Origin of the sequence: Pantoea cypripedii (assembly GCF_002095535.1) — a bacterium.
GTDB classification, from domain to species: domain Bacteria; phylum Pseudomonadota; class Gammaproteobacteria; order Enterobacterales; family Enterobacteriaceae; genus Pantoea; species Pantoea cypripedii.
The window spans coordinates 619,142-645,493 of record NZ_MLJI01000003.1; the positions used below are offsets into that span (position 1 = coordinate 619,142).

Sequence of the window (26,352 nt, forward strand, 5' to 3'; positions counted from 1 at the left end):
CTGCGACGATCGGGGATCTCTTTGGATCTCTTTTAGATCTCTCTATGATCTTTCTTAGAGATCTAATCACTGTATAACTGGATAACTCTTTGAAAAACCCAGTCAGAACGTGGAATAAAGCACGATCGGGAATAAAACACCGCCAACTGCATATTCAGGATCCTGACATTAGCCGCACGCAAGTTAGATCCCTGTACGTTCTTCTACTGAGAACAACTTTGTCATTAATATTCATTTTTCAACAATTCAACCACGGCGTATGGTAAGCCTCATTGACGACACAAACTCACGATGAAGGTTGTTATGACTGAAAATGTAATCTCACGTAACCCCACCAGCGGTGAAATCCTGGCAACGTATCCGCTGCAAACGCCTGCTGAACTGGAAAAAGCGCTGCAACAAAGTGCACATGCTTTCAACCAGTGGCGTAACACAACATTGGAGCAGCGCGTGCTGGTTCTGCGCCAATTAGCAGAACAGATCCGTCAGCGTCAGGATGAGCTGTCCGCGATGGCGACACTGGAAATGGGTAAACCTATTGCTCAGGCTCGCGCTGAAGTACTGAAATGCGCCAACCTGTGTGACTGGTATGCTGAACAAGGCCCGGCGATGCTGGCTGACAAACCGACGCTGGTGGAAAATCAACAGGCATGGCAGGCATTTCGTCCGCTTGGTGTGATCCTTGCGGTCATGCCGTGGAACTTCCCTTACTGGCAGGTACTGCGTGGCGCAGTCAGCATGTTACTGGCAGGAAATACTTACCTGCTAAAACATGCCCCAAGCGTGATGGGCTGTGCCAACCTGATCACCAGCCTGTTTGATGCGACCGACCTGCCGAAAGGCGCTTTCAACGTCATCAATGTTGATAACGATGGTGTCTCGGTGGCGATAAAAGATCCGCGCGTTGCGGCGATTGCCGTTACCGGCAGCGTACGTGCAGGCGGTGCGATCGCCGCACAAGCGGGTGCCGCACTGAAGAAAACCGTACTGGAACTGGGTGGTGCCGATCCTTTTATCGTTCTCGCCGATGCAGATCTGGACGCCGCAGTGGCTTCAGCGGTCACAGGACGCTACCAGAACACCGGACAGGTGTGTATGGCAGCCAAACGGTTCATCATTGAAGAAAGCGTCGCAGAAGCGTTTGAGGCGCGTTTTAGCGCAGCGGTGCAGGCACTGAAAATCGGTGATCCACTGGATGAAGCAACCTATATCGGTCCGATGGCCCGTTACGATCTGCGTGATGAACTGGATAAGCAGGTGCAACAGAGCATTGCCGAGGGTGCGCGTCTGGTTATTGGTGGTCATAAGATCGAAGGTGTGGGTAACTACTATGCGCCGACGATCCTGGCAGATGTCACACCGGAAATGACAGCATTCCAGCAGGAGATCTTTGGCCCGGTTGCCGCGATCACCATTGCTCGTAACGCAGAGCATGCATTAGAACTGGCAAATAACAGCGAGTTTGGCCTTAGCGCTACCGTGTGGAGCGGCAATGAAGCCGTTGCGGCGGAACTGGCCAGCAAACTGGAAACCGGTGCAGTCTTCATCAACGGCAACGGTGCTTCCGATCCGCGCGTAGCGATTGGCGGCGTGAAGAAAAGTGGTTATGGCCGCGAGTTGTCAAGCTTTGGTGTTTACGAGTTCTGTAATATCCAGACTGTCTGGAAAAATCGTCGCTAACTCGACCGGGGCGCGCGATACTACGCGCCCCGACTTAGCAACGATGACTTCGTATGAACACACCTGGCATCATCATCCTTGCTGCTGGCCTCGGTGCACGGTTTACCCGTGCCGGAGGGCAGGGCAACAAACTGCTGGCACCGCAGGAAAACCAACAACCCCTGCTGGCGTTGACGTTGCAACAGGCGCAGGCTTCCGGCCTGCCTGTGCTGCTGGTTACCCGTCCTGAATATCACGAGATCCTTGCACTTGCGGAGCAATACCAGGTACCTGCCATCACTGTTGCCAGTGCAGGCAGTGGCGAAAGCATTGCGGCGGCAGTACGGGAAACCCGAGCCTGGTCAGGCTGGCTGATTCAGCCGGGTGATATGGCATGGGTAACGGCACAGGATCATCAACGCGTGGCGAGCCTGCTTACCGCCGGGGCGCAACAGGTACGTCTGTGCTGGGATCAACTGCCAGGACATCCGGTAGGCTTTGCGGCACGTTATGGTGAGGCGCTGAGTCAGCTAACCGGTGATAATGGCGCACGCGCCTTGCTGGACCCGGCAATCCTGCAAAAAATCAGTGCGCACGCCGGGGTGATTCGTGATGCGGATCTTCCCGGTACTACAAACCATTCCTGACACGAACAATATCCGCCAGCGTCGCGAGGGCGATTTCTCCCGGTGTTTTGCTGCCAATTGGCAAACCGATCGGCGCATGAATCCGAGCCAGCGCCTGTTCGGATAATCCCCCCAGGTCTGCCAGGCGTTGAAAGCGGCGCTGGCTATTCTTCGCCGACCCCATGGCACCAATATAAAACGCTGGCGTATTGACCGCTTCCATCAGCGTCAAATCATCGACGCGTGGATCATGGGTAAGACAAAGGATCGCTGTTCCCGCCGAAGCCCCCGATTTTTCCAGATAGCGCGCCGGATGCAGCTGTGTGCAATGCAAATTTTCATTTGGCTGCACCGCTGCACATAATTGACCGAATTCGGTATCGCGATGTTCACACACCACCACACGAAAACCGAGCATCAGCGCCAGACGAATACAATCGTTCGCCACCGCTGAATAACCCGCGATAAACACCGTGGTCACGGCACCCACCGGCAATACCGCGCTGTTATCGTCATAGCGCAGCAATGTTTGTGGTGAACCGGGAGCGAGAACCTGCCATTCATGATCAACCCCCAGCGTGATATAACGCGTCAGCAACGGGCCACCACTCAGCGCGGCCTGCATCGCACTCAGTAACGCCAGCGAGCGTTCCTGCGGTACAAAACGTTCCACCAGCACATCCAGGACACCACCACAGGGCAGTTGCACCGGAGGTGCCAGCCCTTCGGCACCGTAACGCACTTGTTCACTTGGCTGCGGATAAGCACCCTGTTGCAGCCGCGCCAGGAAATCCTCCTCAATGCAGCCGCCCGAAAGTGATCCCACCCAGTTGCCTTGCGCGTCAGCCACCAGCATGGCGCCGGGTGAGCGGGGGGCAGACCCCCAGCTATGCAGCACGGTACACAGCCAGATGGTCTTACCCTGTTGCAGCCACAGCAATGCCTGGTCGATAACGCGTTGATCGAGTGACAACATAGGTTTCCTCCGCGTTAGTGGCTGCTGGGATTCGCGCGTACCTGCGCCACTTTTTCCGTTAAGTCAGTCCAGGCGGGCTGGTCCGGGGCATAACGCTGGCGCAGATAGGCCGCAATATCCGCCACCTGTTTATCCGACAAACTGGCAGCAAAGCCCGGCATATAACCGAGTTCATCCGTCGCGGGTTTATCGATGCCATGCAGCACCACCTGCAACAGGTTATCCGGCGTCGCACTGGTCAGGCTGCTGCTGTTAGCCATGACCGGACTGACGCCAAACAGCTTCGGCCCGCCCTCGCTGGCGCTGTGGCATGCCTGACATGCGCCTTTGAACAATCGTTCTCCGGCAGCGGTGTTCCATGCCGGTTTGATCGACGGTTGCGGCACCGGCTCAGGCATAACGGTCTGGCCATTAATATCCGCCAGATAACTCGCCATCGCCCGCACATCCGCTTCCGGCAGCGTAGCCAGATGGCTTACCACCGGTGCCATTGGCCCGGCTGCAACCCCATGTTTATCGTCGTAACCCTTCCGCAGATAGTTGTAGAGCGAATCCGCTGTCCAGGGTTGCGGCGATTTGCTGAGCTGATTCAACGCAGGCGCTTCCCAGCCATCAACCCAGCCACCCGCGAGGAACTGATCGCCGGATTTTTCCGCTCCCATCAGGTTACGCGGGGAGTGGCAGGCGCCACAGTGACCGGCCCCGTTGACCAGATAGGCGCCGCGATTCCATTCGGCGCTCTTGGCCGGATCGTTCTGGTACTCGCCACTGCGCAGATACAACGTATTCCAGCCCGCCATCAGGAAACGCATATTGAACGGGAACCGCATACTATTAGGCGGCGGCGTCTGTTCAACGGCAGGTTGCGACATCAGATATGCATACAACGCCTGCATATCTTCTTCGCTCAACTGACGAAACGAGGTGTAGGGAAATGCCGGATAGAGATGATGACCATCACGGCTGATGCCCTGGCGCATGGCGCGATCGAAGGCGGTAAACGACCAGCTACCGATACCCGTTTTCTTATCCGGGGTGATATTGGTGGTGTAGAGGGTACCAAACGGCGTATCCATCTTCAGTCCACCGGCGTTGGTGGTTCCGCCCTCGGTGGTGTGGCACACCGCGCAATCACCGGCAGCGGCCACCTGACGACCGCGCTCCAGCATCTCCATTGACCAGCTACCCGCCTGCGGCGGAGTGACCGGCGCGATAGCCGCACGCCAGGGTAGGGCATTGGTGGCGATGCCGATTGCCGCACCGAGTAAACCCGCCGCACCGCCAAAGGCCCATTTACGGCGGCGGGTGGATTTTTTGCGTTGCGGCGCGGGCAATGCGGGTTCGGGTTGTGGGTCCGGTCCGTTCAGGGCCTGGCGCAGTTTGTCCGAGGTGATGGGCAGTTCGCGAAAGCGGATGCCGGTGGCGTCAAACACCGCGTTGGCAATGGCGGCCGCGCTGGGAACCGAAGCGGATTCCCCGGCACCGAGCGGAGGCTCATACGGGCGCGGCATCATCATCACATCGATATCCGGCACTTCCGGGAAAGTGAGGATCGGATAACCCCCCCATTCCTGGCTGGCGATCATATTGCTTTCAATCGTCACCTGTTCTTTCAGCACGCGGCTGGTGGACTGGATAACGTTGCCGTGGATCTGGTGTTTCACCCCGGCAGGATTGACCATCATGCCGGCATCGTGGCCGACGGTAATGCGCGTCACGGCAATTTCGCCGCTTTGCTTATCGATAGCCACATCCGCCACCCAGGCAGCCCAGGCGGCACCAAAACCGGGGAATTTGCTGTGGATGTAACGCGCATAGGCGAAGCCGCGACCGCGTAACACGCCGGGTTCGCTGCTGTTCTGCATCGGTTCGGTACGTGGCGTCCAGCCTGCGCGGTCGGCGGTGGAGCGGATCAACTCAGCTGCGCGTTGGTCCTGGATATAGCGCAGCCGGTATTCAACCGGATCGACGCCTGCTGCGTGCGCCAGTTCGTCCATATAAGATTCATGGGCGAAGGTATTTGGCAATGCCGACACGCCACGCATCCATGAGGCGCGCACAATCGGGGCCATATCTTCGATGGTGACGCGCATATGGGGAAAGTCGTAAGGCGGGATCGAGGTGCGATCGCCCATCTCGTAGGCCAGCGCAACCGGGTCAACGCGTCCGGTCAACAGCAGCGCCAGAGTTGGCGCGCCGTTGGAAGGGTAGGAAGTGGTGAAGTCGTAAACATGCGGGTTACCCTCAGCATCGAGGCCGCCATCCACATCCATCAACTGGGCGGTGCCTTTCGGCTCCCAGACGTGTTCCTGCGCGCGCGTCAGCTGCACGCGCACCGGCTTACCGACGGCACGGGAAAGCAGTGCGGCATCCGCTGCCACATCATCCGCGCAGTTGCGGCCATAACAACCGGCCGCCTCCATGCGGTTCACCTCGATATCACTTTCCGGGATTTCGAACAGCCAGGCGAGGTCAGCACGCAGCAGGTGAGGATTCTGGGTACCGCTCCAGACCTGCAACCCCGCCTCGTCATAAGCAGCCACCGCACAAGACGGGCCAATCGAGCCATGCAGCTGATACGGCCAGACGTAATTGCGGGTAAAGCGCTGCGTCACGTTTTCCAGCGCCGTATCAACCTCGCCGGTATCGTGTACCACACGCGAGGTGCGGGGGTTATCGCGAATGGCTTTTTCGACGTCACGCATATCCGGCAGCAGATGTTCCCAGGGTTTCCAGCGAACTTTCAGGGTTTCCATCGCGGCGATGGCCTGATCTTCGCGTTCCGCCACCACGCCAATAAAGTCAGCGATTTGCACCACTTTGACGATACCGTCGAGATGCGCAATCGAGCTTTCATCAATGCTTAGCAGCGACGTCCCGACAAACTGGCCGGTGTCATACCCGGCATAGGGCGGGCGGATCACCCGACCATGCAACATCCCCGGCAGGCGCATATCATGCACCCAGGTCAGTTCGCCGGTGGCTTTGGCCGGGATATCGACACGTTGCGAGCTGGTGCCGACTAAGCGATATTCACTGGCGGGCTTTAGCGGCACATCGTGAGCAATAGGTAACTGGCTGCGTTGACCGTTGACCAGCTGCGCGAAGTTCAGGGTGGTGCCATCGGCCAAGCGAAACTCACCGGCATCAAGGGTTAATGCATCGACCGTGACCTGTAAACGCGCTGCTGCCTGCTGGGTCAGCCACTGGCGCGCAACGGCGGCGGCTTTGCGCAGCGGCACAGCGGAAATCTGTAAGGTAGCGCTGGCAATGGTCGCTCCCTGATTCGGGACGCGGAGCGTATCGCCCAGCACCATCTGCACCTGATCCATGCGCAGATTTAATTCTTCTGCGACGATTTGCGTCAACGCGGTTTTCACCCCGGTGCCGAGATCAACATGGCCGTTAAACGCCCAGACGTTGCCCGCACCATCAATGGCGAGGAACAACGCCAGTTCTTTCGGTTTGAGGCTCGGCGTTTGTCCTTTTGGCACCAGGCCAGGCGGGGGCTGAATCTCATCAACGATCAGCAACACATTATCGGCATCCAGCAGCTGTTGCTGGGTGGGTACAGCGGAATGGCTCATTGCTGTGCCTCCGCCTGCTGTAAACAGAGTTGTACCGCACGCTTCACTGCGCAGAGGATTTCCTGATGGGTGCCGCAGCGGCACAGGTTGCCACTCAGCGCGGAGCGGATTTGCTGGTCACTGGGGCAGGGGAGATCGCGCAACAGCGCGGCGGTGGTCATGATCATGCCATTCAGGCAATAGCCGCATTGTGCAGCCTGTTCATCAATAAACGCCTGCTGCACCGGATGCAGCGCGTCACGGCTGCCCAGCCCTTCGAGGGTGGTCACCGCGCGCTGCCGCACGCCATACGCCGGAATGACACAGGAACGCGCCGCAACGCCATCGATCATCACGGTGCAGGCACCGCATTCGCCGAGGCCGCAGCCATACTTGGGACCGTTAAGCGACAATTCATTACGCAATACCAGTAATAACGAGGTATCGCGGTAGCTGGTAACTTCCCTTTCTTCGCCATTAACCTTCAATGAATAACAGCGTAAACCTGCAGGTGAAACCGGTGTGGCAGACTGTTGTGCCATCATTTTCATTATTGACCGCCTTACCGAGGCGGCTCACTCGCCCCGGGTTATGGCTGGCTCGTGTCGTCCAGCATTTTCCTGAGCAGATAAACCAGCGCGACTCGTTCGGCCGGATTTAACTGCCCATACGTCATTTCAGTAATACGAACCGCGTTGTCGGTGGTGTGCTGAATCAGCGTCTGTCCGGACTCGGTCAGCATCACAATCACCTTACGCTTGTCAGTCGGATCGGGACCGAGGCTGACCAGATCGCGGGCTTTTAAGCGTTCGACCACGCCGCGAATGGTGGCCTGATCGACAGCGGTGTAACGTACCAGGTCATTCTGCGCACTGGGACCGTGGTCACGCAGCGCACAGAGGGTAATAAATTGCACCGCCGTAATCTGTGAATCACCCACATGTTGCTGAAAAATAGCCACATGACGCTGGTAAACTTTGCGCAGCAGATGGCCAACCTGTTGGGTGTAGTCGTAATTGTCTTCCGCTGAGGAAGTATGGTCGTGTGACATAAAAAGGTCCTTTTTCCCGGATACTGCCAGGCAGTGTAATGCATTGTCACTGCGCTGACAGCCGCTCCCTGCGCAAGATTAACGCGCGCGCGAGGCTTCCGGTGCCACCACTTCCCCTTCGGCCACCACCAGCAGATCGTCAACTTTGATATCGCAACGGCGCAGAGCGATGTCCATATGGCAAGGCGTTTTGCGTTTGCCGCCGACTTCGGTGTTCGGCCCGGTGGAGAACAGGAAATTGCCGTAAAATGCGCGGGCATCCATACACATGCCGTCGTTTTTGTCGTGCAGCCCCATGGCTGTCCACTGCGCACGTGGCTGCAATCCCCAGCCAATATGCGAAATACCGTACACTTCCGGATCGTTGAAGTAGCCCATGTAATCGCGCAGATATTCCGCTTCAAAGCCACCGTGGATCTTCGTCACAAAGCCTTTTTCAATTTCCAGCGTGATACGTTCACGGGCATAGGATTTAAACGGCAGCAGGATGTCGCCCACTTCCAGTACCAGCACCCCTTCCGCCTGATCTTCATTCGGCCAGGTGAACAGGAAACCGCTCGGCCAGTGGTCCCAGCGACCCGGCTCATCGGCATAACCGTATTCGGTCACCGTCGGATACTGTCCCAGCGGTGCGCGGAAATCGCTGCCTGCCTGTGATTTCACCGTCATCATGCGCGCTTTCTCCAGCACCGCCGCAGCGGCCAGCACACGCGTTTTGTCCTCTTCGGTTGGCAACATTCGTGCCAACACTTCCGGCGGTTCAACAGCCAGCAGGATACGCGTCCCGGTTTTCAGGATTTGCTCCTGCTCCGGCGAGTGCAGCAGCATCATGGTATCGACAATCAGATCCGCCGCTTCCAGCGCACGTTGGGCCGCGATGTTGCCGGTCAGCGCGGTATCACCGCAGTAGGCGGTCATATCGTTACCCATCGCGGTGGGGTGGTTAAACGACGGCAGTTCAACGCAATACACTTTTGCGCCCAATCGTAGTGCAGCGTCGGTCGCTGCCTGCACCGTGCGTGCATCAGAATAGTGACTTTTCAGAATAGCGACGCTCTGGGTGGCATCGACTTTCGACAGACGTAATACCTGTTCAAACATCTGTCCTAACTGACTCTGATTTACAGCCATTGTGGGTTCCTCTCAGGTTAGATGCCAGATGATATCTGGTGGTTAAAACTTCATCTTTTTATAGCGAATACGCTCGATATATTTGTTATAGACGTGTTGCGAAGAAGAGTGCAAGCATTTCTTTTTGTCATAAGAAAAGCCTATTTAACGCAGTGCCAATGCTGTGATTAACATCATGACATGCAGTTTTCACCACAATAACCATTGCAATTCACAAAAAAATAACGCCAATAATTATAGCGTACACACTCAATAATTTGAGCCGGAGTCGAAACGGATACCGCAGGTGTACCTTCAAATCAGCGTGAGTTTTGAGAGGAAAATATGAGCAATATGAAACGCATCGCCATCGTCGGCGCAGGTCTTGGCGGCCTCGCAGCGGGTTCGCTGTTACAGAAAGCGGGCTTCAATGTGCAGGTTTATGAACAAAGTCCGGCGTTTTCCCGTCTCGGGGCAGGTATCCACATGGGACCGAACGTCCTGAAGGTGTTCCGCCGTATGGGGATCGAGCAGCAGCTGGAAGATCTGGCGTCACACCCGGATTTCTGGTTCAGCCGCGACGGCGAAACCGGGGAATACCTGTCACGCATTCCGCTGGGGGAGTTTGCCCGCAAAGAGTACGGCGCGGCGTATGTCACGGTACATCGCGGTGATTTACAGGCGATGCAGATGACCAGCCTGGAGCCGGGTTCAGTGCACTTCGGCAAGTGCCTCAGCAGCGTGGAAGACAGCGGCAGCGATGTGGTGTTGCGTTTCCAGGATGGCAGCGAAGAACGTGCCGATATCGTGATCGGTGCCGACGGCATCAACTCAAAACTGCGTGAACACTTGCTGGGCGCAGAAGCGCCGACCTACAGCGGCTGGGTGGCGCATCGTGCGCTGATCCGTGGCGAGCAGCTGCGCAAATACAACCTCAATTTTGAAGATTGCGTGAAGTGGTGGTCGGAAGATCGTCACCTGATGGTTTACTACACCACCAAATCACGCGACGAGTATTACTACGTTTCCGGGGTACCGCATCCGGCGTGGGATTTCAAAGGCAGCTTTGTCGACAGTAGCCAGCAGGAGATGCTGGACACCTTCGGCCATTACCATCCGGTGGTGCAGGCGCTGATCGAGTGCAGTGAAAACGTCACCAAATGGCCGTTGCTGAATCGCCAGCCGTTGCCGGTGTGGAGTGAAGGACGCATTGTGTTGCTGGGCGACGCCTGTCACCCGATGAAACCGCATATGGCGCAGGGTGCCGCGATGGCGATCGAAGATGCGGCGATGCTGGCGCGCTGCCTGACTGAAACCGGTCTGGAGGATTACGGCACCGCGTTCCGTCTGTATGAAGTCAACCGCAAAGAACGTGCTTCCCGCGTACAATCCGTCTCCAACGCCAACACCTTCCTGCGTACTCAGGAAGATCCGGCCTGGGTTTATGGCTATGACGTCTTCGCCGCGCCGCTGAAAAGCGAGGGGGCGTGATGAGCACGTTTATCAGTGGTGGACAGGTGCAGGCGAACGGTATTCGCCAGCACTACCTGCGCTACGGTGGCAAAGGCCCGACGCTGATTCTGGTGCCTGGCATCACCAGCCCGGCCATTACCTGGGGTTTTGTCGCAGAGGTATTGGGTCAGCAGTTTGATACTTGGGTGCTGGATGTGCGCGGACGTGGTTTATCCAGCAGTGGTGAGGGGCTGGATTACGGCACCGAAAGCTGTGCCGATGACATCAACGCGTTTGCCAACGCGCTGGGTCTGACGCAGTACCATCTGGTCGGTCATTCGATGGGCGCGCGTTTTATTATGCGCGCGGCCGTCAAGCAGCCTGATGGCGTGTTATCGCTGTCGCTGATTGATCCGCCGGTATCGGGGCCGGGGCGTCGTCTCTATCCGGGACAATGGCCGTGGTATCAGGATTCGATCCGTGAGGCGGAGCAGGGCATGGACGCGGAAGCGATGAAGAAATATTGCCCGAGCTGGACCGAAGAACAGCGTCAGCTGCGTGCGGAATGGCTGCATACCTGCTACGAACCGGCGATTCGTCGCGCCTACGACGATTTCCATCAACTGGATATCCATCAATATTTCCACGCGCTGCCAGCCAAAACTCTGCTGATGGTGGCAGGCAAAGGTGGGGTGATCCTGCCGGAAGATGAGGCAGAGATCCGCGAACTGCTGCCCTCCATTACCGTCGCGCATGTGGAGCAGGCCGGACATATGATCCCCTGGGATGATTTTCCCGGCTTCTTCGCCGCCTTTGGTTCTTTCCTTGGTGCAATCCTGCAACCGGAGACTCAGCAATGACCCGTCAATACCGTATCGGCCAGATTGTGCCGAGTTCTAACATCACCATGGAAACGGAAATCCCGGCCATGTTACAGGCGCGTCAGCTGATTCGCCCGGAGCGTTTTACTTTCCACTCCAGCCGTATGCGCATGAAACACGTCAACAAAGATGAGCTGGCGGCAATGGATAAAGAATCGGACCGCTGTGCGCTGGAACTGTCGGACGCGCAGGTTGATGTGCTCGGCTATGCCTGCCTGGTGGCGATCATGGCGATGGGACCGGGTTATCACCGCCAGTCACAGCAGCGTCTGACGGCGGTCACGCGGGAAAACGACGCACTGGCCCCGGTGATTAGCAGTGCCGGTGCGCTGGTGGACGCGCTGCACATCATGGGTGCGAAAAAAATCGCGCTGGTGGCCCCTTATATGAAGCCGCTGACTGAGCTGGTGGTGGATTACATTCAGCGTGAAGGCATTGAGGTAAAAGTCTGGCGAGCGCTGGAAATTGCCGATAATCTCGCGGTCGCCCGTCACGATCCCAGCAATCTGCCGGGCATTGTTGCTGATATGCCGCTCGATGACGTTGATGTTGTGGTGCTGTCGGCTTGCGTGCAAATGCCTTCCCTGCCAGCGGTGGCCAAAGTGGAAGCGCAGACCGGTAAACCGGTGATCACTGCCGCGATCGCCACCACCTACGCGATGCTCAAGGCGCTGGAACTGGAGCCGGTGGTACCCGGAGCCGGTGCGTTGCTGTCCGGAGCCTGGTAAGGAGAAACGTGATGACACAAAGCGCCAGTGACAATTACGCCGGTGTCTGGGGCAACCGTATTGGTTTTGGTAAGCGTCCCGCGCTGCTGATGATCGATTTTCTGCAAGGCTACACCACCGAGGGCGCGCCTTTATTTGCGCCGGGCGTAGTGGAGGCGGTACGGGAATCAGAAGCGCTGCTGGCAACGGCGCGCCGTTGCGGTATTCCGGTGATCCACACCCAGATTCGTTACCACCCACAGCACCAGCGTGACGGCGGTATCTGGGTACAGAAAGCCCCGGTGATGCGTGACATGGTGGAAGGCAATCCGCTGGCGGCGTTCTGCCCGGAAGTGCTGCCGTTGCCGGAAGAAGTGGTGATCACCAAGCAATATGCCAGCGCTTTCTTTGGCACCGCACTGGCATCGCTGCTGGTGACGGAAGGCATCGATACCCTGATCATCGCCGGTTGTTCCACCAGCGGCTGCGTGCGCGCCAGCGCCGTGGACGCTCTGCAATACGGCTTTCGTGCCATGGTGGTACGTGAATGCGTCGGCGATCGCCACGCTGCCCCGCATGAAGCCAACTTGTTTGACATCGACAGTAAGTACGGCGATGTGGTGTCCAAAGCCACCACACTGGAATATCTCGGACAGTTCAGCGCCCGTTAAGGGCGCTTATTCACCTGCACGGAGTGCGCACAAAGAACAGGTTTCGCTGGTAAGCGAAACGCATAACAACATGCCCATCAGGGTTTATGGCGCCCGGAGAAAATCATGACTGTTGCTACAACCCGTCCTGCTGTGCTGGCAGCCGAGGACACTGCCGCGATTTACCGCAAGATCACCTGGAAACTGATTCCTTTTCTCTGTTTATGTTACCTGGCGGCATATCTGGACCGTATCAATATCGGTCTGGCGAAGCTGCAAATGGCGAGCGATCTGTCGCTGAGTGAAACCGCGTTTGGCCTGGGAGCCGGGCTGTTTTTTGTCGGTTACATTCTGTTTGAAGTGCCGAGCAACCTGATTCTGCAACGTGTTGGCGCGAAGATCTGGATTGCGCGCATCATGATCACCTGGGGTTTACTCTCCACCGCGACGTTGCTGGTGCAGACGCCGATGCAGTTCTACATTGTGCGTTTCTTACTCGGCGCGGCTGAAGCCGGTTTCCTGCCGGGGGTGTTGTTCTATCTCACCAAATGGTTTCCCTCGTGGCGTCGCAGCCGCATCATCGCGCTGTTTATGATTGGTCTGCCGCTCTCCAGTTTGATTGGCGGGCCGCTTTCCGGCTGGATCATGGGTAATTTTCATGAGGTTTACGGCCTGCGCGGTTGGCAGTGGTTATTCCTGCTGGAAGGCATCCCGAGCGTGCTGCTGGGCGTGATGACTTTCTGGTTACTGCCGAACAGCGTGGAAAGTGCCAGTTGGCTTAGTGAGGATGAAAAGCAGGCGGTGCAGCGCGAGCTGGCCGCTGACGAAGGTGAAGCGAAAGGGGTGAAACACCGTTTGCGCGATGGCCTGCTGAATATCCGCGTGGTGATGCTGGGTGGGATCGACTTCTCCATTCTGCTGAGCGCCTATGCGATGGGCTTCTGGATGCCGACCTTTATTAAAAACGCCGGAACCACCGATATCGCCACAATTGGCTATCTGACGGCGATCCCCAGCCTGGCGGCGCTGATCGGCATGCTGGCGATTGGCGGCAGTTCAGACCGGATGCGTGAGCGCCGCTGGCATATCATCGTGCCGTTTATTGTCGGCGCAGCGGCGATGGGAGCCAGTACCTTTTTCTCCCATAACGTCATGATGACGGTGCTGCTGTTCTCCGTGGCGCAGGCGATGATCATTGGTGCCGTACCGGTGTTCTTCAGCCTGCCAGCCACCTTCCTGAAAGGTACGGCGGCTGCGGCAGGGTTTGCGCTTGCCTGTTCAATCGCCAATATTGCCGGGTTGGTCAGTAACTCCGTGATGGGCATCGCGCTGGATCTTACCGGCAGCGGCAACGGCGCGCTGTGGTTCTTCGCGGTGTGTCTGTTGCTGAGCTGCCTGCTGGTCATCGCCTTACCGGCGAAACTGGTTAACCGTTAAACTTATTCTTTCCTCAAACCTGCGCGATAAATCGTGCCGCTACGGGCCAGTGCGTATCTGTAGCGGTGCGGTTTATCGCGCATTTTTTTGCCTGTTAACCATCGGTTAAAATTATGTGGGTTAGGTCAAACTATCAGCTAATGGTATTATAAAGGTATTGTCACTGGTGTTAGATTGGTTCTACCAACACCGGGGAGTGAGTTCGATGAAAAATACAATGCCAAAACTGTCGTTCATGATGTTTCTGGAATGGTTTATCTGGGGGGCATGGTTTGTGCCGCTCTGGGCCTTTCTGAGCAAAAACGGTTTTACACCGATGGAGATCGCCTGGTGCTATGCCTGCACCTCCATCGCTGCCATTCTGTCACCGATTCTGGTGGGCTCACTGGCCGACCGCTTCTTCCAGGCGCAGAAGGTGCTGGCGCTGCTGATGATAGCCGGGGCGATCCTGATGTTCTTCGCCGCGCAGCAGACGCACTTTGCCAGCTTCTTCCCGCTACTGCTGCTTTACGCGCTGACCTACATGCCCACCATCGCCTTAACCAACAGCATTGCCTTCTCTCATGTTGGCGATGTGGAGCGCGACTACCCACGCGTGCGCGTGATGGGCACCATTGGCTGGATTGCTTCCGGCATCGCCTGTGGTTTCCTGCCACCGCTGCTTGGTTTCGGCGATATCTCGGCGAGCAACGTGCCCTTGCTGATCACCGCCGCCAGCTCGCTGGTGCTGGGCATCTTCGCGTTGATGCTGCCCGCTACCGAACCTAAGAGCACCGGCAAGTTCAGCCTGCGCGTGGCGCTCGGCCTCGATGCATTGCATCTGCTGAAAGATCGTAGCTTCCTCGTGTTCTTCGTTTGTTCGTTCCTGTTCAGCATGCCGCTGGCCTTCTATTACATCTTCGCCGAAGGTTACCTGACCGAAGTCGGATTGCCGCACGCAACCGGCTGGATGACGCTCGGCCAGGTTTCGGAAATCTTTTTCCTGCTGGCACTGCCGTTCTTTATCAAGCGTTTCGGCATCGGCAAAGTGCTGCTGCTGGGGCTGGTGACCGCCGCATTACGCTACGTGTTCTTTGTGTTTGGTGGCGATCAGAACCTGCTGACTTACGGCCTGCTGTTTATGGGCATCCTACTGCACGGCGTCAGCTATGACTTCTACTTCATCACCGCCTACATTTACGTGGACAAGAAAGCGCCAGTGGCGATGCGTAACGCGGCACAGGGGCTGATCACGCTGGCCTGTCAGGGTATCGGCAGCCTGCTGGGTTATCGCCTTGGGGGCTATCTGATGCAGGAGATGTTTGCGTATGACAAACCACAAAATGGCCTGACATTTAACTGGGCCGGGATGTGGATGTTCGGTAGCGTGATGATTGTGATTATCACCCTCGCATTTATCACGCTGTTCCGCGACGGCAAAAAACGCAGTGAAGAATTAACCGCTTTTGATACTTCAGCAGCCGCTGAAAGCCATAAATAAGAGAAGTGAAGATGACAATGACACACCAGGAAAAACGGATTTTGGGCGCCTTTTATGGTCAGGCACTGGGCGATGCGATGGGTATGCCGTCGGAACTCTGGCCGCGCAGCCGAGTGAAACAGCATTTTGGCTGGATCGATCGCTTCCTGCCCGGTCCGGCTGAAAATAACGCCGCCTGCTATTTTGGCCGGGCGGCCTTTACCGACGACACCTCCATGGCGCTGGCGTTGGCTGACGCCATCATCACCCACGATGGTGACATCAACGCGGAAACCATCGGTGCCAATATTTTGCGCTGGGCGGAAGCGTTCGATGCCTTCAATAAAAATGTGCTGGGCCCGACGTCAAAAATCGCGCTCAATGCACTGAAGGCTGGCACACCGGTGGCACAGCTGGAAAATAACGGCATGACCAACGGTGCGGCGATGCGCGTTTCGCCGCTGGGTTGCCTGTTACCGGCGCGCGATCTGGCGAGCTTTATTGATGCGGTGGCGCTGGCTTCCAGCCCCACACACAAATCCGACGTGGCGATTGCCGGTGCCACGGCGATTGCCTGGGCCGTCTCGCGGGCCATTGATGGCGCAAGCTGGGCAACCATTCGTGATGAACTGCCGTCAGTCGCGCGCGCTGCACAGGAAAAACGCGTGACCACCTTCAGTGCGTCAATTGCTGCGCGTATCGAGCTGGCATTGCAGGTGGTGGCGCAGGGCAGGGGCATCGAATCAACCATGCAGCAGATTTATGATCTGGTCGGCACCGGTACCAGCACCATCGAATCGGTGCCTTCCGCCATTGCCATGGTGGAACTGGCCGCCTGCGATCCCAACCGCTGCGCCATTCTTTGTGCCAATTTGGGCGGCGATACCGACACCATTGGTGCAATGGCGGTGGCAATTTGTGGGGCATTGCAGGGGATTGAGGCCATCGATCCGGCATTAAAAGCCGAGCTTGATGCGGCCAATAACCTGGATTTCACCCGCTACAGCAGCGCGTTCAGCCGCTTCCGTCAGCAGCGTGAGGCCGCCTATGCTGACGCCTGATTGCCTCGCGCGGCTGACTGCCCGCCTGCCGGTCTGCGTCATCGGTGCGGCGGTGGTTGATGTGATTGCCGATGCTTATTCGCTGCCGCATCGTGGCAGCGATATTGAGTTGCAGCAGCAGGGCGTCAATGTGGGGGGGTGTGCCCTGAACGTGGCGATTGCCTTGCATCGGCTTGGCATTCCGTCGCTCAATGCGTTGCCGCTGGGCAAGGGGGTGTGGGCCGGGATCGTGCGCCAGAAGCTGGCAGAATATGGCATCGAAAGCGTTCTCGAAACCGCGTCAGGTGATAACGGCTGGTGTCTGGCGCTGGTGGAGCCGGATGGCGAACGTACCTTTCTTTCGGTCAGCGGCGTCGAAAATCAGTGGGACGCGGCGCTGCTCGATGCCTTGCCACAACCGGAACATCGCTGGATCTATCTGTCGGGGTATCAGCTCACCAGCAAAAGTGGCGAGGTGTTGATTAACTGGCTGGAGCGCCAGACGGCACCTTATCAGCTGCTGGTGGATTTCGGCCCGCGGCTGGCGGACATCGCGGATGCTGATTTTGCGCGCATCATGGCACTGAAACCACTGATTACAGTGAACAGGCAGGAGGCGGAACTGCTGTGGCGGGAGCGACTGGGCGCAGCGGAAATCTTTGATGCGCACAGCCTGTTGACGCGCTGGCAGCAACGGTTTGGCAGTGCGATGGTGGTGCGGCTCGACAGCGACGGCGCGGGCTATAGCGATGGCATGACCCAGGGCTGGATTCCGGCACTGGTCACCACCGTGGTAGACACCATTGGCGCAGGCGACAGCCATGCAGGTGGTTTACTGGCCGGGCTGGCTTCCGGCTGGTCACTGGCTGACAGCGTTGCACTCGGCAATGCGGTGGCGTCTTATGTGGTGTCGCAGCGCGGCGGTGATTGTGCGCCGGATCGCGCGACGCTGGCGGCTTACTGGCAGCAGCGGCTTACTCCGCAATAAACACGTACATATCGCTGCGGCAGTAGCTGATGCTGTACTCCAGCGGATTGCCTTGCGCGTCGAGTGCCAGCTGCTTAATCACCAGCACCGGCACATTGGCGGGCAGGGCGATTTGCTGTTGCAGCGCTTCATCCGGCATCCGTGCGCTGACGCGGCTCTGCGATTTTACCGGCAGAATTTGCTGCTCACGAAAGTAATCGTACAGCGAGATACCGATGTCATCCGCATCGGCAATCAACTGGGTTGATACCCACGACTCCTCCACGGACACCGCCTGTTGATCGACATAGCGAATGCGTTTTAGCTGCCAGACATCGCTGCCGCTGCTCAGTCCCAATTTCTCTGCAATCTCGGCGGTGCAACGAATTTTGCTTTTGTTGATCCACACCGTATCGGGCTTTTTGCCACGTAACACCGCCTGCTGCGAGAGTCCCTTGGGTTCCTTGAGTGAATATTCGAACTGGCTGCAAATTTGCGTGCCATAACCGCGTGAGCGAAACACCACGCCCTCTTTCTCCAGCTCGTCCATTGCTTTACGAACCGTAATGCGCGAAATCCCCAGCGACTGGCTGAACTCGCGCTCACCCGGCAGGATCTCCTCATGCACCAGCACGCCCTCACGCACGGCATCTTTAATCGCGGAAGCAAAGCGCTTGTACAGAGGCGTACGGCTCTCATCCGCCAGGATGGAGGCAAGCCGGGCAAACAGGGAAGTATGTTGATTGGTCATACGCAATCCAGAAAACCGCAGATCGGGCTATGATACTGAAAATTCGATGGCTGCGAAGCGGATTTGCAGTGCTAAAGCGGTGTTTTGCGGATGGAAGGGTGCGGTGTTATCTGACAGACAGACAAGCCGCACCTGAAGTTTTATGAATATGAATCATTAAGGGCCATTATTATCACTTATGGCCGGTAATTCATCTGCGGATTTGTCTTTCCACTTATCGCCGGAATTTGAGCAGTTTGAATCATGATTCTGCCCGATTTGCAGACAGACTTCAGAAGAGTAATTCCCGTAAATCGGGGAGTTGTTCTGACAACCTCCTGTAAGTAATACCATGGATGCAGCAATCGCTAAAAACAAAGTGGGTTTCATATCACACCTGGCCTGTGTATTCAGGTTAACGGGAAGAAAAATGATAGGTGTGATCGGCGCTAATAACGAATTATCTTTGCCGGGGTTTAATTAACTTGATGCGATTGATTTATTAATGTCCCGATAATGAGTTTTTTGTGTTGTGTCCCTGGTGTAATAAAGTGACTATTTTAAAAATCTATTTATTTTAGTGACAAGGGCTATTGGTCATATAATCCTGGTACACCTGAGATGATTATGGTCAATGGTGAACAACGCATTCAAATAACCGGTGGCTGGAGTTGGGTCAGTGATGATCATCTTCACTGGTCCGACGGTAATGAAGGCGGCAGTAGTAATGACAATTTGCGCACCAATGTCACAGCAAAAGTCCCTTCCGGTTATCGTGCTGCGGTCGATGGTTATATCTATATGATATCCGTGGACGGTAATGACGATATCGTCAACGTCAGTCTCTATTCTCGTCCACTGAATTCCAGCCGACAGGAATGGATGAAAGGAGAATCCGCACGTCAGGAACAGGCTAAAGCGCTGGCTCAGGAACAGATTAACCTGAAGAAAGCTATGGAAGCGGAAGCTGCGCGTAAAGCAGCAGAAGCAGCCGCTGCGGCTGAGGCACAGCGGCAGGCCGAAGAGGAGGAAAGACGTCGTCAGGCTGAGTGGGATGCCGCACATCCCGTCGAAGCTGCGCAGCGGGATGTTAACAACGCATCAGCCGCCGCAACCGCCGCCAGCAACCAAATCAACGCTGATAATGCGCAGATCAACAGCAACAATGCGGAGATCAACGCGCGTCAGCCCAGATTGGATCAGCTGAATGGCGAAATTGCCCAGTTGCGTGAGGTCTGGGCCTCAATGATGAAGGCGGGTGATACGGCTCGCGCGAACCAGTTCCATAGAGCGCAGATTGATCCGCGACTCAACGAAAGGGAGCCGCTGCAAAGTGCTGTGGAGTCCTTTCAGGCGCAAAATAACGCGTTAAGTCAGGATGTTGCCAACCAGACGGCAACGCTTAACAGCGCTAATCAACAGTGCAGGAGGCGGAAAGCCGTTTGCAACAGGCACAGGCTGATGCGGAAGCTAAGCGCCAGGCAGAACTCGCCCGGCAGGCTGCCGAGGAAGCGCGTGTGCAGGCCGAGCGCGAGGCGGCAGAACGTGCCAGAGCCGAAGCGGAGGCACGAGCACAAGCAGAGGCCGAAGCAGCCTCTAAAGCAGCGGCGCTTGAAGCCGCACGCTCTAAACTCGAAGAACCCAATGTTTTTGGTTTTGCTGGATTTCCAGCGGCGGCTGCGGCTGCCCCCCTGACATTTGCTGAAACTGGATTGGGTGGTTACGCGCTCGGTGAGGCAGCTGCCGCCGCTGCCTGGGGCACTGTCCGGGCGGTTCTCGCGGATTTGCTCGGTACAGCCCTGGCCGGGAGTGGTGTGGGTGCGCTTATTGCCTCAGTGACCTATATTCCGGGCGAGGGCAGCGACCAGGTGCCAGGCCGTGACGATATCAATATGTTCCTGTCGGCAATGCCCGGTGAGGCCATTAACCTGCCTGCAGAGCATGAGTTGCTGGCTGCCGCTGCGGCAGATGGTTCGGTTGAGATGTCAGTGCGCGGGCGCGTTTACTTTAGCGATGGCCTGCTAAAAACCTATCTGGTCCGCACGATCAATCCGAGTCGGGTACGAGTGTTGAGCGCGACGGTGGATGCGGTGACGGGGTTGTATAGCGTCACGATTCCGGCGGAGAGCGGGCTGCCTTCGCGTACCATTCTGGTCTCGCCAGAAGGTGCACCGGGATATCAGGGATTGCCGCCACTGGCTACGCCCGTACACAACGAAGCGGTGCCCGAGAATACCGGCAACACCGATTCTGGCGTGGCTAGCCCTGCGGTGGAGAGTTTTCCGCAGGCCGATGACCTGGATTTTCGCGACGCTATACTTATCTTCCCGGCGGATTCCGGGTTGGATCCTGCCTACGTCATGCTGCAAAGCGGCCGGGACCTGCCGGGTAAAGTCACAGGAACCGGGGCTGATGTGGAGGGAACATGGTTAGCTGGGGCGAGTGAGGGCTTAGGCTCCCCGGTACCAACTCGTATCGCTGATCGGCTGCGCGACCGCGAATTTAGTAGTTTTGATGCGTTTCGTAAGGCGTTTTGGCAGGAGGTGGCAGCGGATCCGGAGCTGGCAGCGCAGTTTAAGACCAGCAATTTGGGGCGAATGAGAAAAGGACTATCTCCTCGTGTTATTGATGTAGAGCGGTCAGGTAAACGAGCTTCGTCTGAGTTACATCATATTGACCTGATATCAGAAGGCGGAGAGGTCTATAACATAGATAATATCCGAGTTGTTACACCCAAGCAGCATGTTGGAATTCACTCAGAAAAATAAGGGATATTCATGGAACGCAAGGCGAAGTTAGAAGAATATACGGAATCCGAGTTTCTTAATTTAATTGAAGAAATTTTCTCAGCAGAAGGAGGAGAGGAGTATCAGGATGCTCTAATTGATCATGTATGTGAAACTTCAGAATATCCCAACTGCAATGATCTTATTTTCTGGAGTGATGATGACTTGACCCCAAAAGGAATTGTTGACGAAATAAAATCATGGCGTGCAGCGAATAATAAGCCAGGATTTAAATCCTGACTTGTAAATTAATTCGCTAAAACCTCGGAAGGTATGGCCGGAATGTAACGTGCATCCGGCCATTTTAATTCCAGCCATTTCTCTGGTGATCAGATCGCGAATCACTGGCTGGTTGTCAACTCTCTGCTCGCTGCCGGGAAACCATGATTTCCGGCACGCATCGCGATGATAAACGCCGCCAGCAATAAAACGATCAACGCCCAGGGAAAGGATCGGGTACCGACATGTTCCAGCAATAATCCCCCCACCAGACCACCCAGCGCGATAGCGCCGTTCCAGGTCACCACGTTCATAGAAAGCGCGACATCAGCGTGTTCACCCGCCGCGTCTGCCAGTGCCGTTTGCAACAGGGTCGCCGCGCCGCCAAACGTCAGGCCCCAGACGCCGATCCCGACCAGCATCACCGCCGGGGATGCGGCACCGATGGCAAACACCAACGCCACCGCGGCAAACACCGCCAGGGACAGCAACACGGCATTGCGCAGGTGGCTGTCGATAATCCGGCCAGTAATATAAATCCCGCCCAGTGCCGCCAGGCCAAATATCAGCAGGACCACGTCAACCCTCGGAACAAGACCCGCAGGCGTGATAAACGGGGCGATATAGGTATAAAGAATGTTGTGCGCCAGCATCCATGTGAGAACCACGCCCAGCACCGAACGGACTCCCGGAATCAACAACACCGCACCGATAGGCATTTTTTGCGTGGCTGAGCTGCCCGGATAATCCGGCACTGCCAGCAGAATCCAGCCAATCAGCAGCACAGACAGCCCCGACATCACCGCAAATGTCAGACGCCATCCTAAAAACGCCCCCATCCAGGTGCCTGCCGGTACGCCCAGCGACAGCGCAATCGGCGTGCCGACCATCGCCAGCGCTAAAGCCCGTCCCTGCATCGATGGCACCACCATTTTGCGAGCATAACCGGCGAGCAGGCTCCAGGCGAGTCCGGCGGATGCCCCGGCAAGGAAACGGGCAATCATGATCACCGCAATGCTGCCAGAGATGGCGGTCAGCGTATTAAAAAGCAAAAACCCTCCGACGGTGCTGAGCAACACCAGACGACGTGACCAGGTGCGGGTCACGATAGTCAGCGGGATGGCTGCCAGCAGGGAACCGGCCGCGTATGCGGTAACCATCTGCCCGGCGAGCGAGGGGGAGATATGCAGTCCTCTGCTTATTTCCGGCAGCAGCCCGGCAGGGATGGTTTCGGTCAGAATACAGATAAAACCCGTCATGGCCAGCGCCAGCAGGGCAAGGATGGGCAGGTGCTGAGCCGGTTCAGCCCGATGGTTTTTCTTCATAAAAACAGCCTTAGCGGTGATTAATTAATGTATCGATCGGTATGTATATTGGAATGGGGTTGCGGCGATTGTCAATAAATTATGTATCGATTAGTATGTATGTCGTGGAGGAGAGAAGATGAGAACAGGCCGACCAAGACAGTTTGACCGCGATGAAGCGGTGATTCATGCCATGCACTTATTCTGGGAAAATGGTTATGAGTCCACCTCGCTCGCCCAGCTCAAGGCAGCAATTGGCAAGGGGATTACTGCGCCCAGTTTTTATGCTGCCTTTGGTTCCAAAGAGGCGCTTTTTCAGGAAGCGGTGAGCTGCTATCTGCGCACCCATGCGCAGGTCACGGAATCTTTATGGGATGCGGAATTACCGCCGCGTCAGGCACTGGAAACGGCGTTATTTAACTCCGCCCGCATGCAGTATGAACCCGGTCATCCGCGTGGATGCATGGTGGCATTGGGCGTGATGTCCTCATGTTCGGAGGAAAACCGTCATCTGCTGCAACCGCTGAAGGATTCACGGCAACGTACCAGTGCAGGGGTAAAAAATTGTGTTCAGCGCGGGATACGTGCGGGCGAGCTGAGGGATGATGAGGCGACGCTGGCGCTGGCAGTAAGTTTCAATAGCTTTCTGCTGGGGATATCGACATTGGCGCGCGATGATGTTCCGCTGGCTGAAACGGAACGGGCCATCGCGCAGATGATGAAACTGTGGGATGCGGCCCGCATCTGACGCAACATAATGCCTGCCCGTTTCAGGTAACGGACAGGCAGCTCAGCGTCAGTTAGCGCTCATCAAAGGGGATGCCGCCCTTCGATTTGTTTTGCAACGGGGTTTCCACAATCGAAACCACCACTGCGTTTTTGTCGATTTCAAAAGATTCCGACACGGCAGTGGTGATGGCTTTCAGCAGTTTCTTCTTCTGCTCAACAGAACGGCCTTCCGCGGCATAAACGACAACTTCTGGCATAACGTCTTCTCCTGTAAGGGTAATTTCCGTCATTCAGCATACTCCTGACATGGGCAGAAAGACGTAGCTAATTGTTGCTTTCTGTACCTTTATGCTTCCACCGGGTCACGCTCGAACCATTCCGGTACCGGATCGGGTAATTTCACCCAGTTTGCCGGGCCTTCAGCCATCTCTGCTGGCGTCAGCAGGGCATGATCCAGCGCGCTCCGCACCTGGTCTTCATCCATCTCAATACCGATAAACACCAGTTCCTGGCGTGCATCGCCGATGCCTTCCTGCCAGTGCTGGGCAATAAACGCCAGTGATTCGCTATCCTGCGGCCAGCGTTCGCGCGGGATGCTGGCCCACCAGTGACCGGCATAGCCCTGGCGCGCCACGGCTCCGGCCTGCGACCACATCGCCGCATATTCCGGTCGGCTGGCGAGCCAGAAGTAACCTTTCGAGCGGATCACCCCGTCCAGCTGGTGGTTTACGGCATGCCAGAAGCGTTCTGGATGGAAGGGGCGGCGTGCACGATAGACAAAACTGCGGATGCCATATTCTTCGGTTTCGGGTTGATGTTCGCCGCGTAATTCCTGTAACCAGCCGGGGGCCTGCGAAGCGGCATCAAAATCAAAGCGGCCGGTTTCCAGCACTTCACTCAGTGGCACCTGACCAAACCGGGAAAACACAATGTGTGCGCGGGGATTAAGGGATTGCAGCATGGCAAACAGCGTTTGCTGATCGTCCGCGTCGATTAAATCGGTTTTATTCACCACCAGCACATCACAAAACTCGATCTGATCAACCAGTAAATCGACGACCGAGCGTTCATCAGCCTCACCCAGTGATTCGCCGCGTGCCTGTAGCGAATCGGTTGAGCGGTAGTCGCGCAGGAAATTAAATCCATCCACCACGGTGACCATGGTATCGAGCCGGGCAAAACGTGACAGGCTCTGGCCGTCTTCATCCTCAAAGGTGAAGGTTTCTGCCACCGGCAGCGGTTCGGAAATACCGGTGGATTCGATCACCAGCTGGTCGAAACGACCTTCCTGGGCCAGACGTTTCACTTCCAGCAGCAAATCTTCACGCAGCGTGCAGCATATGCAGCCATTACTCATTTCCACCAGCTTCTCATCGGTGCGTGACAGCTCCGCACCACCGTCACGCACCAGCGCAGCATCAATGTTCACCTCTGACATATCATTGACGATCACCGCGACGCGGCGGCCTTCCCGGTTGTTGAGAATATGGTTGAGCAGCGTGGTTTTACCCGCGCCAAGAAAACCAGAAAGAACGGTAACGGGGAGACGTGAGTCTGAATCGAGCGGCATAGCATTTCCTCTGAATCATGTATTGATATGTTATAACATAACAATAATAACCCAGAGATGACAAGGGAGATTGTTCGGCGGGACAAAAGGGAAGGGGTAGACGCCGGGCGATGACCCGGCGGCGAGGGGTTTAGAGTAAACCCCAGTAGGCACCAAATTCCGGCAGGATATGACCCTGTAAAGCCACCAGCGCACTGTCGTAATCGTTGTTGCGCAGGGCGGTCACAATGGTGACGTGCTGATTCCAGGAGCGATGCATATGCTCATCATTGCTGCCGAGATAATTACGGATGGTCGCCATGCGCGATGAAATCAGCGTGTAGGCCTGCTCCAGATAAGGGTTCTGGCACCAGGTAAACAGCGCCTGATGGAACAGGTTATCCAGCCGGATATATTCCACAGTGGAGCCGTTGTTAATGCAGAATTCCATGTTATCGAGAATCGCCGAAATCTCCTGCACCAGCTGCTTCGGATTCTTTTTCAGCGCCAGCTCCATCGCCTTTGATTCGACATAAAAGCGAAATTCCAGCAAATCCTTAAATTCCAAATCGTTGAGGCTAAACACAAAGGTGCCGCTCTTCGGTTTAATCTGCACCAGACCTTCGCTCTGCAAACGTCGTAAGGCATCACGGACCGGGGCTTTGCTTGCCGCTAAGCGGGTGGCGAGGGCCGATTCTGAAAGCTTACCGCCCATTGGCAGCGAGCCATTAACGATCATGTCCTTGATTCGTTTGTACACCACATCTTTCAGAAGATCCTGCGCCATAGTTTTACTGTCTGCTCCACTACTAATCGGAGCAGTATGTATACCAGAAATGAAGCCATTCGGACATGAGGTAAATCCCGCTCTGCGCAGCCAGATTAACGCTTAACCATCTGCTCGCTATCGGCATTATGCCGTTGTCCGGCGGCCGCTAACTCAGGACCATAATTTGCCACCAGCACTGAGAACGTTTCCTGTGCCTTGATGCGATACAGTTCCTCTGAGGGGTGAATACAGTCTGGCGACAGTAACGATTGCCAGTCTTTCATCTGCAAAATACGTTGATACTGCCTGACCAGCGGCACAGATTCCGCGCGAGCCACCGCATCAAGTTTGCTGACATAAGGGGCGATATGCCATTTCTCTCCGCCGCCACAAATCGGATGGGGTTCCTGAAGAATCACTTCTTTTCCTGCTGCGCGGGCAATATTCACTAATTGCGTCATTACCGCCGTGTATTTATCCGGGCTGACACGATAATCCGGCTCAATATCCCGAAAATGAAAATGGCGCGCATCGTTAGTCGCAAAATTCAGCAAAATGATCCGGGCAGGGGATTTTTTCCATTTCCTCACGCCAGCTTTTATTGTTTTTGTAGAAATACTTTCCATTTAACAGGTCCATCGCCTGGGATGACGAAGCACCTTTATTGACCACAGAAATACCATCA

26 protein-coding genes are annotated in these 26,352 nt (G+C 56.2%); 14 read left to right on the forward strand and 12 right to left on the reverse strand.

From position 1 onward, the window contains the following. Positions 1-303: 303 nt before the first annotated feature. Together HA50_RS30810 and HA50_RS30815 are read left to right on the forward strand one after the other, a co-directional pair. Entirely contained in the window at positions 304-1,680 is a 1,377-nt protein-coding gene (locus HA50_RS30810) for an aldehyde dehydrogenase family protein (protein ID WP_084881178.1), read from the forward strand. Between the two features lie 53 nt (positions 1,681-1,733). Continuing rightward, positions 1,734-2,306, forward strand: coding sequence for a nucleotidyltransferase family protein (locus tag HA50_RS30815; protein ID WP_084881179.1), 573 nt, complete (start codon positions 1,734-1,736; stop codon positions 2,304-2,306). Here HA50_RS30815 and HA50_RS30820 read toward each other — a convergent pair. The 5 genes from HA50_RS30820 to HA50_RS30840 form a co-directional block, all read right to left on the reverse strand. Continuing rightward, positions 2,290-3,261 (reverse strand): XdhC family protein, encoded by a 972-nt coding sequence (locus tag HA50_RS30820; RefSeq protein ID WP_084881180.1) that lies wholly within the window; start codon positions 3,259-3,261, stop codon positions 2,290-2,292. The two genes, HA50_RS30815 and HA50_RS30820, sit on opposite strands and share 17 nt — an antisense overlap. Positions 3,262-3,275: 14 nt before the next feature. After that, entirely contained in the window at positions 3,276-6,848 is a 3,573-nt protein-coding gene (locus HA50_RS30825) for a molybdopterin cofactor-binding domain-containing protein (RefSeq protein ID WP_084881181.1), read from the reverse strand. Continuing rightward, entirely contained in the window at positions 6,845-7,372 is a 528-nt protein-coding gene (locus tag HA50_RS30830) for a (2Fe-2S)-binding protein (RefSeq protein WP_415860494.1), read from the reverse strand. The genes HA50_RS30825 and HA50_RS30830 overlap by 4 nt, the downstream gene beginning before the upstream one ends. Positions 7,373-7,416: 44 nt before the next feature. Beyond that, positions 7,417-7,878 (reverse strand): MarR family winged helix-turn-helix transcriptional regulator, encoded by a 462-nt coding sequence (locus HA50_RS30835; RefSeq protein WP_084881182.1) that lies wholly within the window; start codon positions 7,876-7,878, stop codon positions 7,417-7,419. Between the two features lie 78 nt (positions 7,879-7,956). After that, positions 7,957-9,009, reverse strand: coding sequence for a 2,5-dihydroxypyridine 5,6-dioxygenase (locus HA50_RS30840; protein WP_084881183.1), 1,053 nt, complete (start codon positions 9,007-9,009; stop codon positions 7,957-7,959). Between the two features lie 324 nt (positions 9,010-9,333). Between HA50_RS30840 and HA50_RS30845 the strand changes: the two genes are divergently transcribed. The 8 genes from HA50_RS30845 to HA50_RS30880 all read left to right on the forward strand — a co-directional run bounded on the left by HA50_RS30845 (position 9,334) and on the right by HA50_RS30880 (position 17,602). Then, on the forward strand, positions 9,334-10,479 hold the full coding sequence (locus HA50_RS30845; protein WP_084881184.1) for an FAD-dependent monooxygenase: 1,146 nt from the start codon (positions 9,334-9,336) through the stop codon (positions 10,477-10,479). Beyond that, positions 10,479-11,300: an alpha/beta fold hydrolase gene (locus HA50_RS30850; protein WP_084881185.1), complete on the forward strand. Its 822-nt coding sequence runs from the start codon at positions 10,479-10,481 to the stop codon at positions 11,298-11,300. Before HA50_RS30845 ends, HA50_RS30850 begins: the two co-directional genes overlap by 1 nt. Then, positions 11,297-12,049 (forward strand): maleate cis-trans isomerase family protein, encoded by a 753-nt coding sequence (locus HA50_RS30855; protein ID WP_084881186.1) that lies wholly within the window; start codon positions 11,297-11,299, stop codon positions 12,047-12,049. Before HA50_RS30850 ends, HA50_RS30855 begins: the two co-directional genes overlap by 4 nt. An 11-nt stretch (positions 12,050-12,060) precedes the next feature. Beyond that, positions 12,061-12,699 (forward strand): N-carbamoylsarcosine amidohydrolase, encoded by a 639-nt coding sequence (locus tag HA50_RS30860; protein ID WP_084881187.1) that lies wholly within the window; start codon positions 12,061-12,063, stop codon positions 12,697-12,699. 105 nt (positions 12,700-12,804) lie between these two features. After that, the gene (locus HA50_RS30865; protein WP_084881188.1) at positions 12,805-14,115 is read left to right on the forward strand and encodes an MFS transporter; all 1,311 of its coding nucleotides are present in this window, start codon (positions 12,805-12,807) and stop codon (positions 14,113-14,115) included. A 205-nt stretch (positions 14,116-14,320) separates the two neighbouring features. Then, positions 14,321-15,595, forward strand: coding sequence for a nucleoside permease (locus tag HA50_RS30870; RefSeq protein WP_084881189.1), 1,275 nt, complete (start codon positions 14,321-14,323; stop codon positions 15,593-15,595). Positions 15,596-15,612: 17 nt separating this feature from the next. Continuing rightward, positions 15,613-16,635: an ADP-ribosylglycohydrolase family protein gene (locus tag HA50_RS30875; RefSeq protein WP_208617365.1), complete on the forward strand. Its 1,023-nt coding sequence runs from the start codon at positions 15,613-15,615 to the stop codon at positions 16,633-16,635. Further along, positions 16,622-17,602: a PfkB family carbohydrate kinase gene (locus HA50_RS30880; protein WP_084881191.1), complete on the forward strand. Its 981-nt coding sequence runs from the start codon at positions 16,622-16,624 to the stop codon at positions 17,600-17,602. Before HA50_RS30875 ends, HA50_RS30880 begins: the two co-directional genes overlap by 14 nt. Here HA50_RS30880 and HA50_RS30885 read toward each other — a convergent pair. Together HA50_RS30885 and HA50_RS31355 are read right to left on the reverse strand one after the other, a co-directional pair. Further along, complete coding sequence (locus tag HA50_RS30885) at positions 17,589-18,332, reverse strand: GntR family transcriptional regulator (RefSeq protein WP_084881192.1); 744 nt, start codon at positions 18,330-18,332, stop codon at positions 17,589-17,591. The two genes, HA50_RS30880 and HA50_RS30885, sit on opposite strands and share 14 nt — an antisense overlap. Positions 18,333-18,488: 156 nt before the next feature. Beyond that, positions 18,489-18,701: a hypothetical protein gene (locus tag HA50_RS31355; RefSeq protein WP_139811104.1), complete on the reverse strand. Its 213-nt coding sequence runs from the start codon at positions 18,699-18,701 to the stop codon at positions 18,489-18,491. A gap of 231 nt (positions 18,702-18,932) precedes the next feature. Here HA50_RS31355 and HA50_RS31975 point away from each other — a divergent pair, with 231 nt between their 5' ends. The 3 genes from HA50_RS31975 to HA50_RS30900 all read left to right on the forward strand — a co-directional run bounded on the left by HA50_RS31975 (position 18,933) and on the right by HA50_RS30900 (position 21,337). Beyond that, complete coding sequence (locus HA50_RS31975; protein ID WP_084881193.1) at positions 18,933-20,006, forward strand: hypothetical protein; 1,074 nt, start codon at positions 18,933-18,935, stop codon at positions 20,004-20,006. Between the two features lie 287 nt (positions 20,007-20,293). Continuing rightward, positions 20,294-21,079 carry an S-type pyocin domain-containing protein gene (locus tag HA50_RS31980; RefSeq protein ID WP_244193738.1) on the forward strand — a complete coding sequence of 262 codons (786 nt, stop codon included), beginning with the start codon at positions 20,294-20,296 and terminating at the stop codon, positions 21,077-21,079. 9 nt (positions 21,080-21,088) lie between these two features. Further along, positions 21,089-21,337, forward strand: a complete 249-nt coding sequence (locus tag HA50_RS30900; RefSeq protein WP_084881195.1) for a bacteriocin immunity protein — start codon at positions 21,089-21,091, stop codon at positions 21,335-21,337. 101 nt (positions 21,338-21,438) lie between these two features. Here the strand turns inward: HA50_RS30900 and HA50_RS30905 are convergent, their stop codons facing one another. Beyond that, the gene (locus HA50_RS30905; RefSeq protein ID WP_084881196.1) at positions 21,439-22,641 is read right to left on the reverse strand and encodes an MFS transporter; all 1,203 of its coding nucleotides are present in this window, start codon (positions 22,639-22,641) and stop codon (positions 21,439-21,441) included. A 118-nt stretch (positions 22,642-22,759) separates the two neighbouring features. Between HA50_RS30905 and HA50_RS30910 the strand changes: the two genes are divergently transcribed. Next, the gene (locus tag HA50_RS30910) at positions 22,760-23,368 is read left to right on the forward strand and encodes a TetR/AcrR family transcriptional regulator (protein WP_084881197.1); all 609 of its coding nucleotides are present in this window, start codon (positions 22,760-22,762) and stop codon (positions 23,366-23,368) included. 52 nt (positions 23,369-23,420) lie between these two features. On the opposite strand, the gene HA50_RS30915 is transcribed toward HA50_RS30910, so the two are convergent. The 4 genes from HA50_RS30915 to HA50_RS30930 all read right to left on the reverse strand — a co-directional run bounded on the left by HA50_RS30915 (position 23,421) and on the right by HA50_RS30930 (position 26,221). Next, positions 23,421-23,606: a tautomerase family protein gene (locus HA50_RS30915; RefSeq protein ID WP_084881198.1), complete on the reverse strand. Its 186-nt coding sequence runs from the start codon at positions 23,604-23,606 to the stop codon at positions 23,421-23,423. 89 nt (positions 23,607-23,695) lie between these two features. Further along, the gene (gene zigA / locus HA50_RS30920; RefSeq protein ID WP_084881199.1) at positions 23,696-24,919 is read right to left on the reverse strand and encodes a zinc metallochaperone GTPase ZigA; all 1,224 of its coding nucleotides are present in this window, start codon (positions 24,917-24,919) and stop codon (positions 23,696-23,698) included. 130 nt (positions 24,920-25,049) lie between these two features. Further along, positions 25,050-25,685, reverse strand: a complete 636-nt coding sequence (locus HA50_RS30925; protein ID WP_084881200.1) for a GntR family transcriptional regulator — start codon at positions 25,683-25,685, stop codon at positions 25,050-25,052. 95 nt (positions 25,686-25,780) lie between these two features. Further along, positions 25,781-26,221 carry an SGNH/GDSL hydrolase family protein gene (locus tag HA50_RS30930; RefSeq protein ID WP_084881201.1) on the reverse strand — a complete coding sequence of 147 codons (441 nt, stop codon included), beginning with the start codon at positions 26,219-26,221 and terminating at the stop codon, positions 25,781-25,783. Positions 26,222-26,352: the final 131 nt, after the last annotated feature.

Bases quoted from the DNA above. Each gene is read 5' to 3' on its own strand.
- HA50_RS30810 (WP_084881178.1), top strand. From the start codon at position 304: ATGACTGAAAATGTAATCTCACGTAACCCCACCAGCGGTGAAATCCTG.
- HA50_RS30815 (WP_084881179.1), top strand. From the start codon at position 1,734: ATGAACACACCTGGCATCATCATCCTTGCTGCTGGCCTCGGTGCACGG.
- HA50_RS30820 (WP_084881180.1), bottom strand. From the start codon at position 3,261: ATGTTGTCACTCGATCAACGCGTTATCGACCAGGCATTGCTGTGGCTG.
- HA50_RS30825 (WP_084881181.1), bottom strand. From the start codon at position 6,848: ATGAGCCATTCCGCTGTACCCACCCAGCAACAGCTGCTGGATGCCGAT.
- HA50_RS30830 (WP_415860494.1), bottom strand. From the start codon at position 7,372: ATGATGGCACAACAGTCTGCCACACCGGTTTCACCTGCAGGTTTACGC.
- HA50_RS30835 (WP_084881182.1), bottom strand. From the start codon at position 7,878: ATGTCACACGACCATACTTCCTCAGCGGAAGACAATTACGACTACACC.
- HA50_RS30840 (WP_084881183.1), bottom strand. From the start codon at position 9,009: ATGGCTGTAAATCAGAGTCAGTTAGGACAGATGTTTGAACAGGTATTA.
- HA50_RS30845 (WP_084881184.1), top strand. From the start codon at position 9,334: ATGAGCAATATGAAACGCATCGCCATCGTCGGCGCAGGTCTTGGCGGC.
- HA50_RS30850 (WP_084881185.1), top strand. From the start codon at position 10,479: ATGAGCACGTTTATCAGTGGTGGACAGGTGCAGGCGAACGGTATTCGC.
- HA50_RS30855 (WP_084881186.1), top strand. From the start codon at position 11,297: ATGACCCGTCAATACCGTATCGGCCAGATTGTGCCGAGTTCTAACATC.
- HA50_RS30860 (WP_084881187.1), top strand. From the start codon at position 12,061: ATGACACAAAGCGCCAGTGACAATTACGCCGGTGTCTGGGGCAACCGT.
- HA50_RS30865 (WP_084881188.1), top strand. From the start codon at position 12,805: ATGACTGTTGCTACAACCCGTCCTGCTGTGCTGGCAGCCGAGGACACT.
- HA50_RS30870 (WP_084881189.1), top strand. From the start codon at position 14,321: ATGAAAAATACAATGCCAAAACTGTCGTTCATGATGTTTCTGGAATGG.
- HA50_RS30875 (WP_208617365.1), top strand. From the start codon at position 15,613: ATGACACACCAGGAAAAACGGATTTTGGGCGCCTTTTATGGTCAGGCA.
- HA50_RS30880 (WP_084881191.1), top strand. From the start codon at position 16,622: ATGCTGACGCCTGATTGCCTCGCGCGGCTGACTGCCCGCCTGCCGGTC.
- HA50_RS30885 (WP_084881192.1), bottom strand. From the start codon at position 18,332: ATGACCAATCAACATACTTCCCTGTTTGCCCGGCTTGCCTCCATCCTG.
- HA50_RS31355 (WP_139811104.1), bottom strand. From the start codon at position 18,701: ATGAAACCCACTTTGTTTTTAGCGATTGCTGCATCCATGGTATTACTT.
- HA50_RS31975 (WP_084881193.1), top strand. From the start codon at position 18,933: ATGATTATGGTCAATGGTGAACAACGCATTCAAATAACCGGTGGCTGG.
- HA50_RS31980 (WP_244193738.1), top strand. From the start codon at position 20,294: ATGTCAGTGCGCGGGCGCGTTTACTTTAGCGATGGCCTGCTAAAAACC.
- HA50_RS30900 (WP_084881195.1), top strand. From the start codon at position 21,089: ATGGAACGCAAGGCGAAGTTAGAAGAATATACGGAATCCGAGTTTCTT.
- HA50_RS30905 (WP_084881196.1), bottom strand. From the start codon at position 22,641: ATGAAGAAAAACCATCGGGCTGAACCGGCTCAGCACCTGCCCATCCTT.
- HA50_RS30910 (WP_084881197.1), top strand. From the start codon at position 22,760: ATGAGAACAGGCCGACCAAGACAGTTTGACCGCGATGAAGCGGTGATT.
- HA50_RS30915 (WP_084881198.1), bottom strand. From the start codon at position 23,606: ATGCCAGAAGTTGTCGTTTATGCCGCGGAAGGCCGTTCTGTTGAGCAG.
- zigA (WP_084881199.1), bottom strand. From the start codon at position 24,919: ATGCCGCTCGATTCAGACTCACGTCTCCCCGTTACCGTTCTTTCTGGT.
- HA50_RS30925 (WP_084881200.1), bottom strand. From the start codon at position 25,685: ATGGCGCAGGATCTTCTGAAAGATGTGGTGTACAAACGAATCAAGGAC.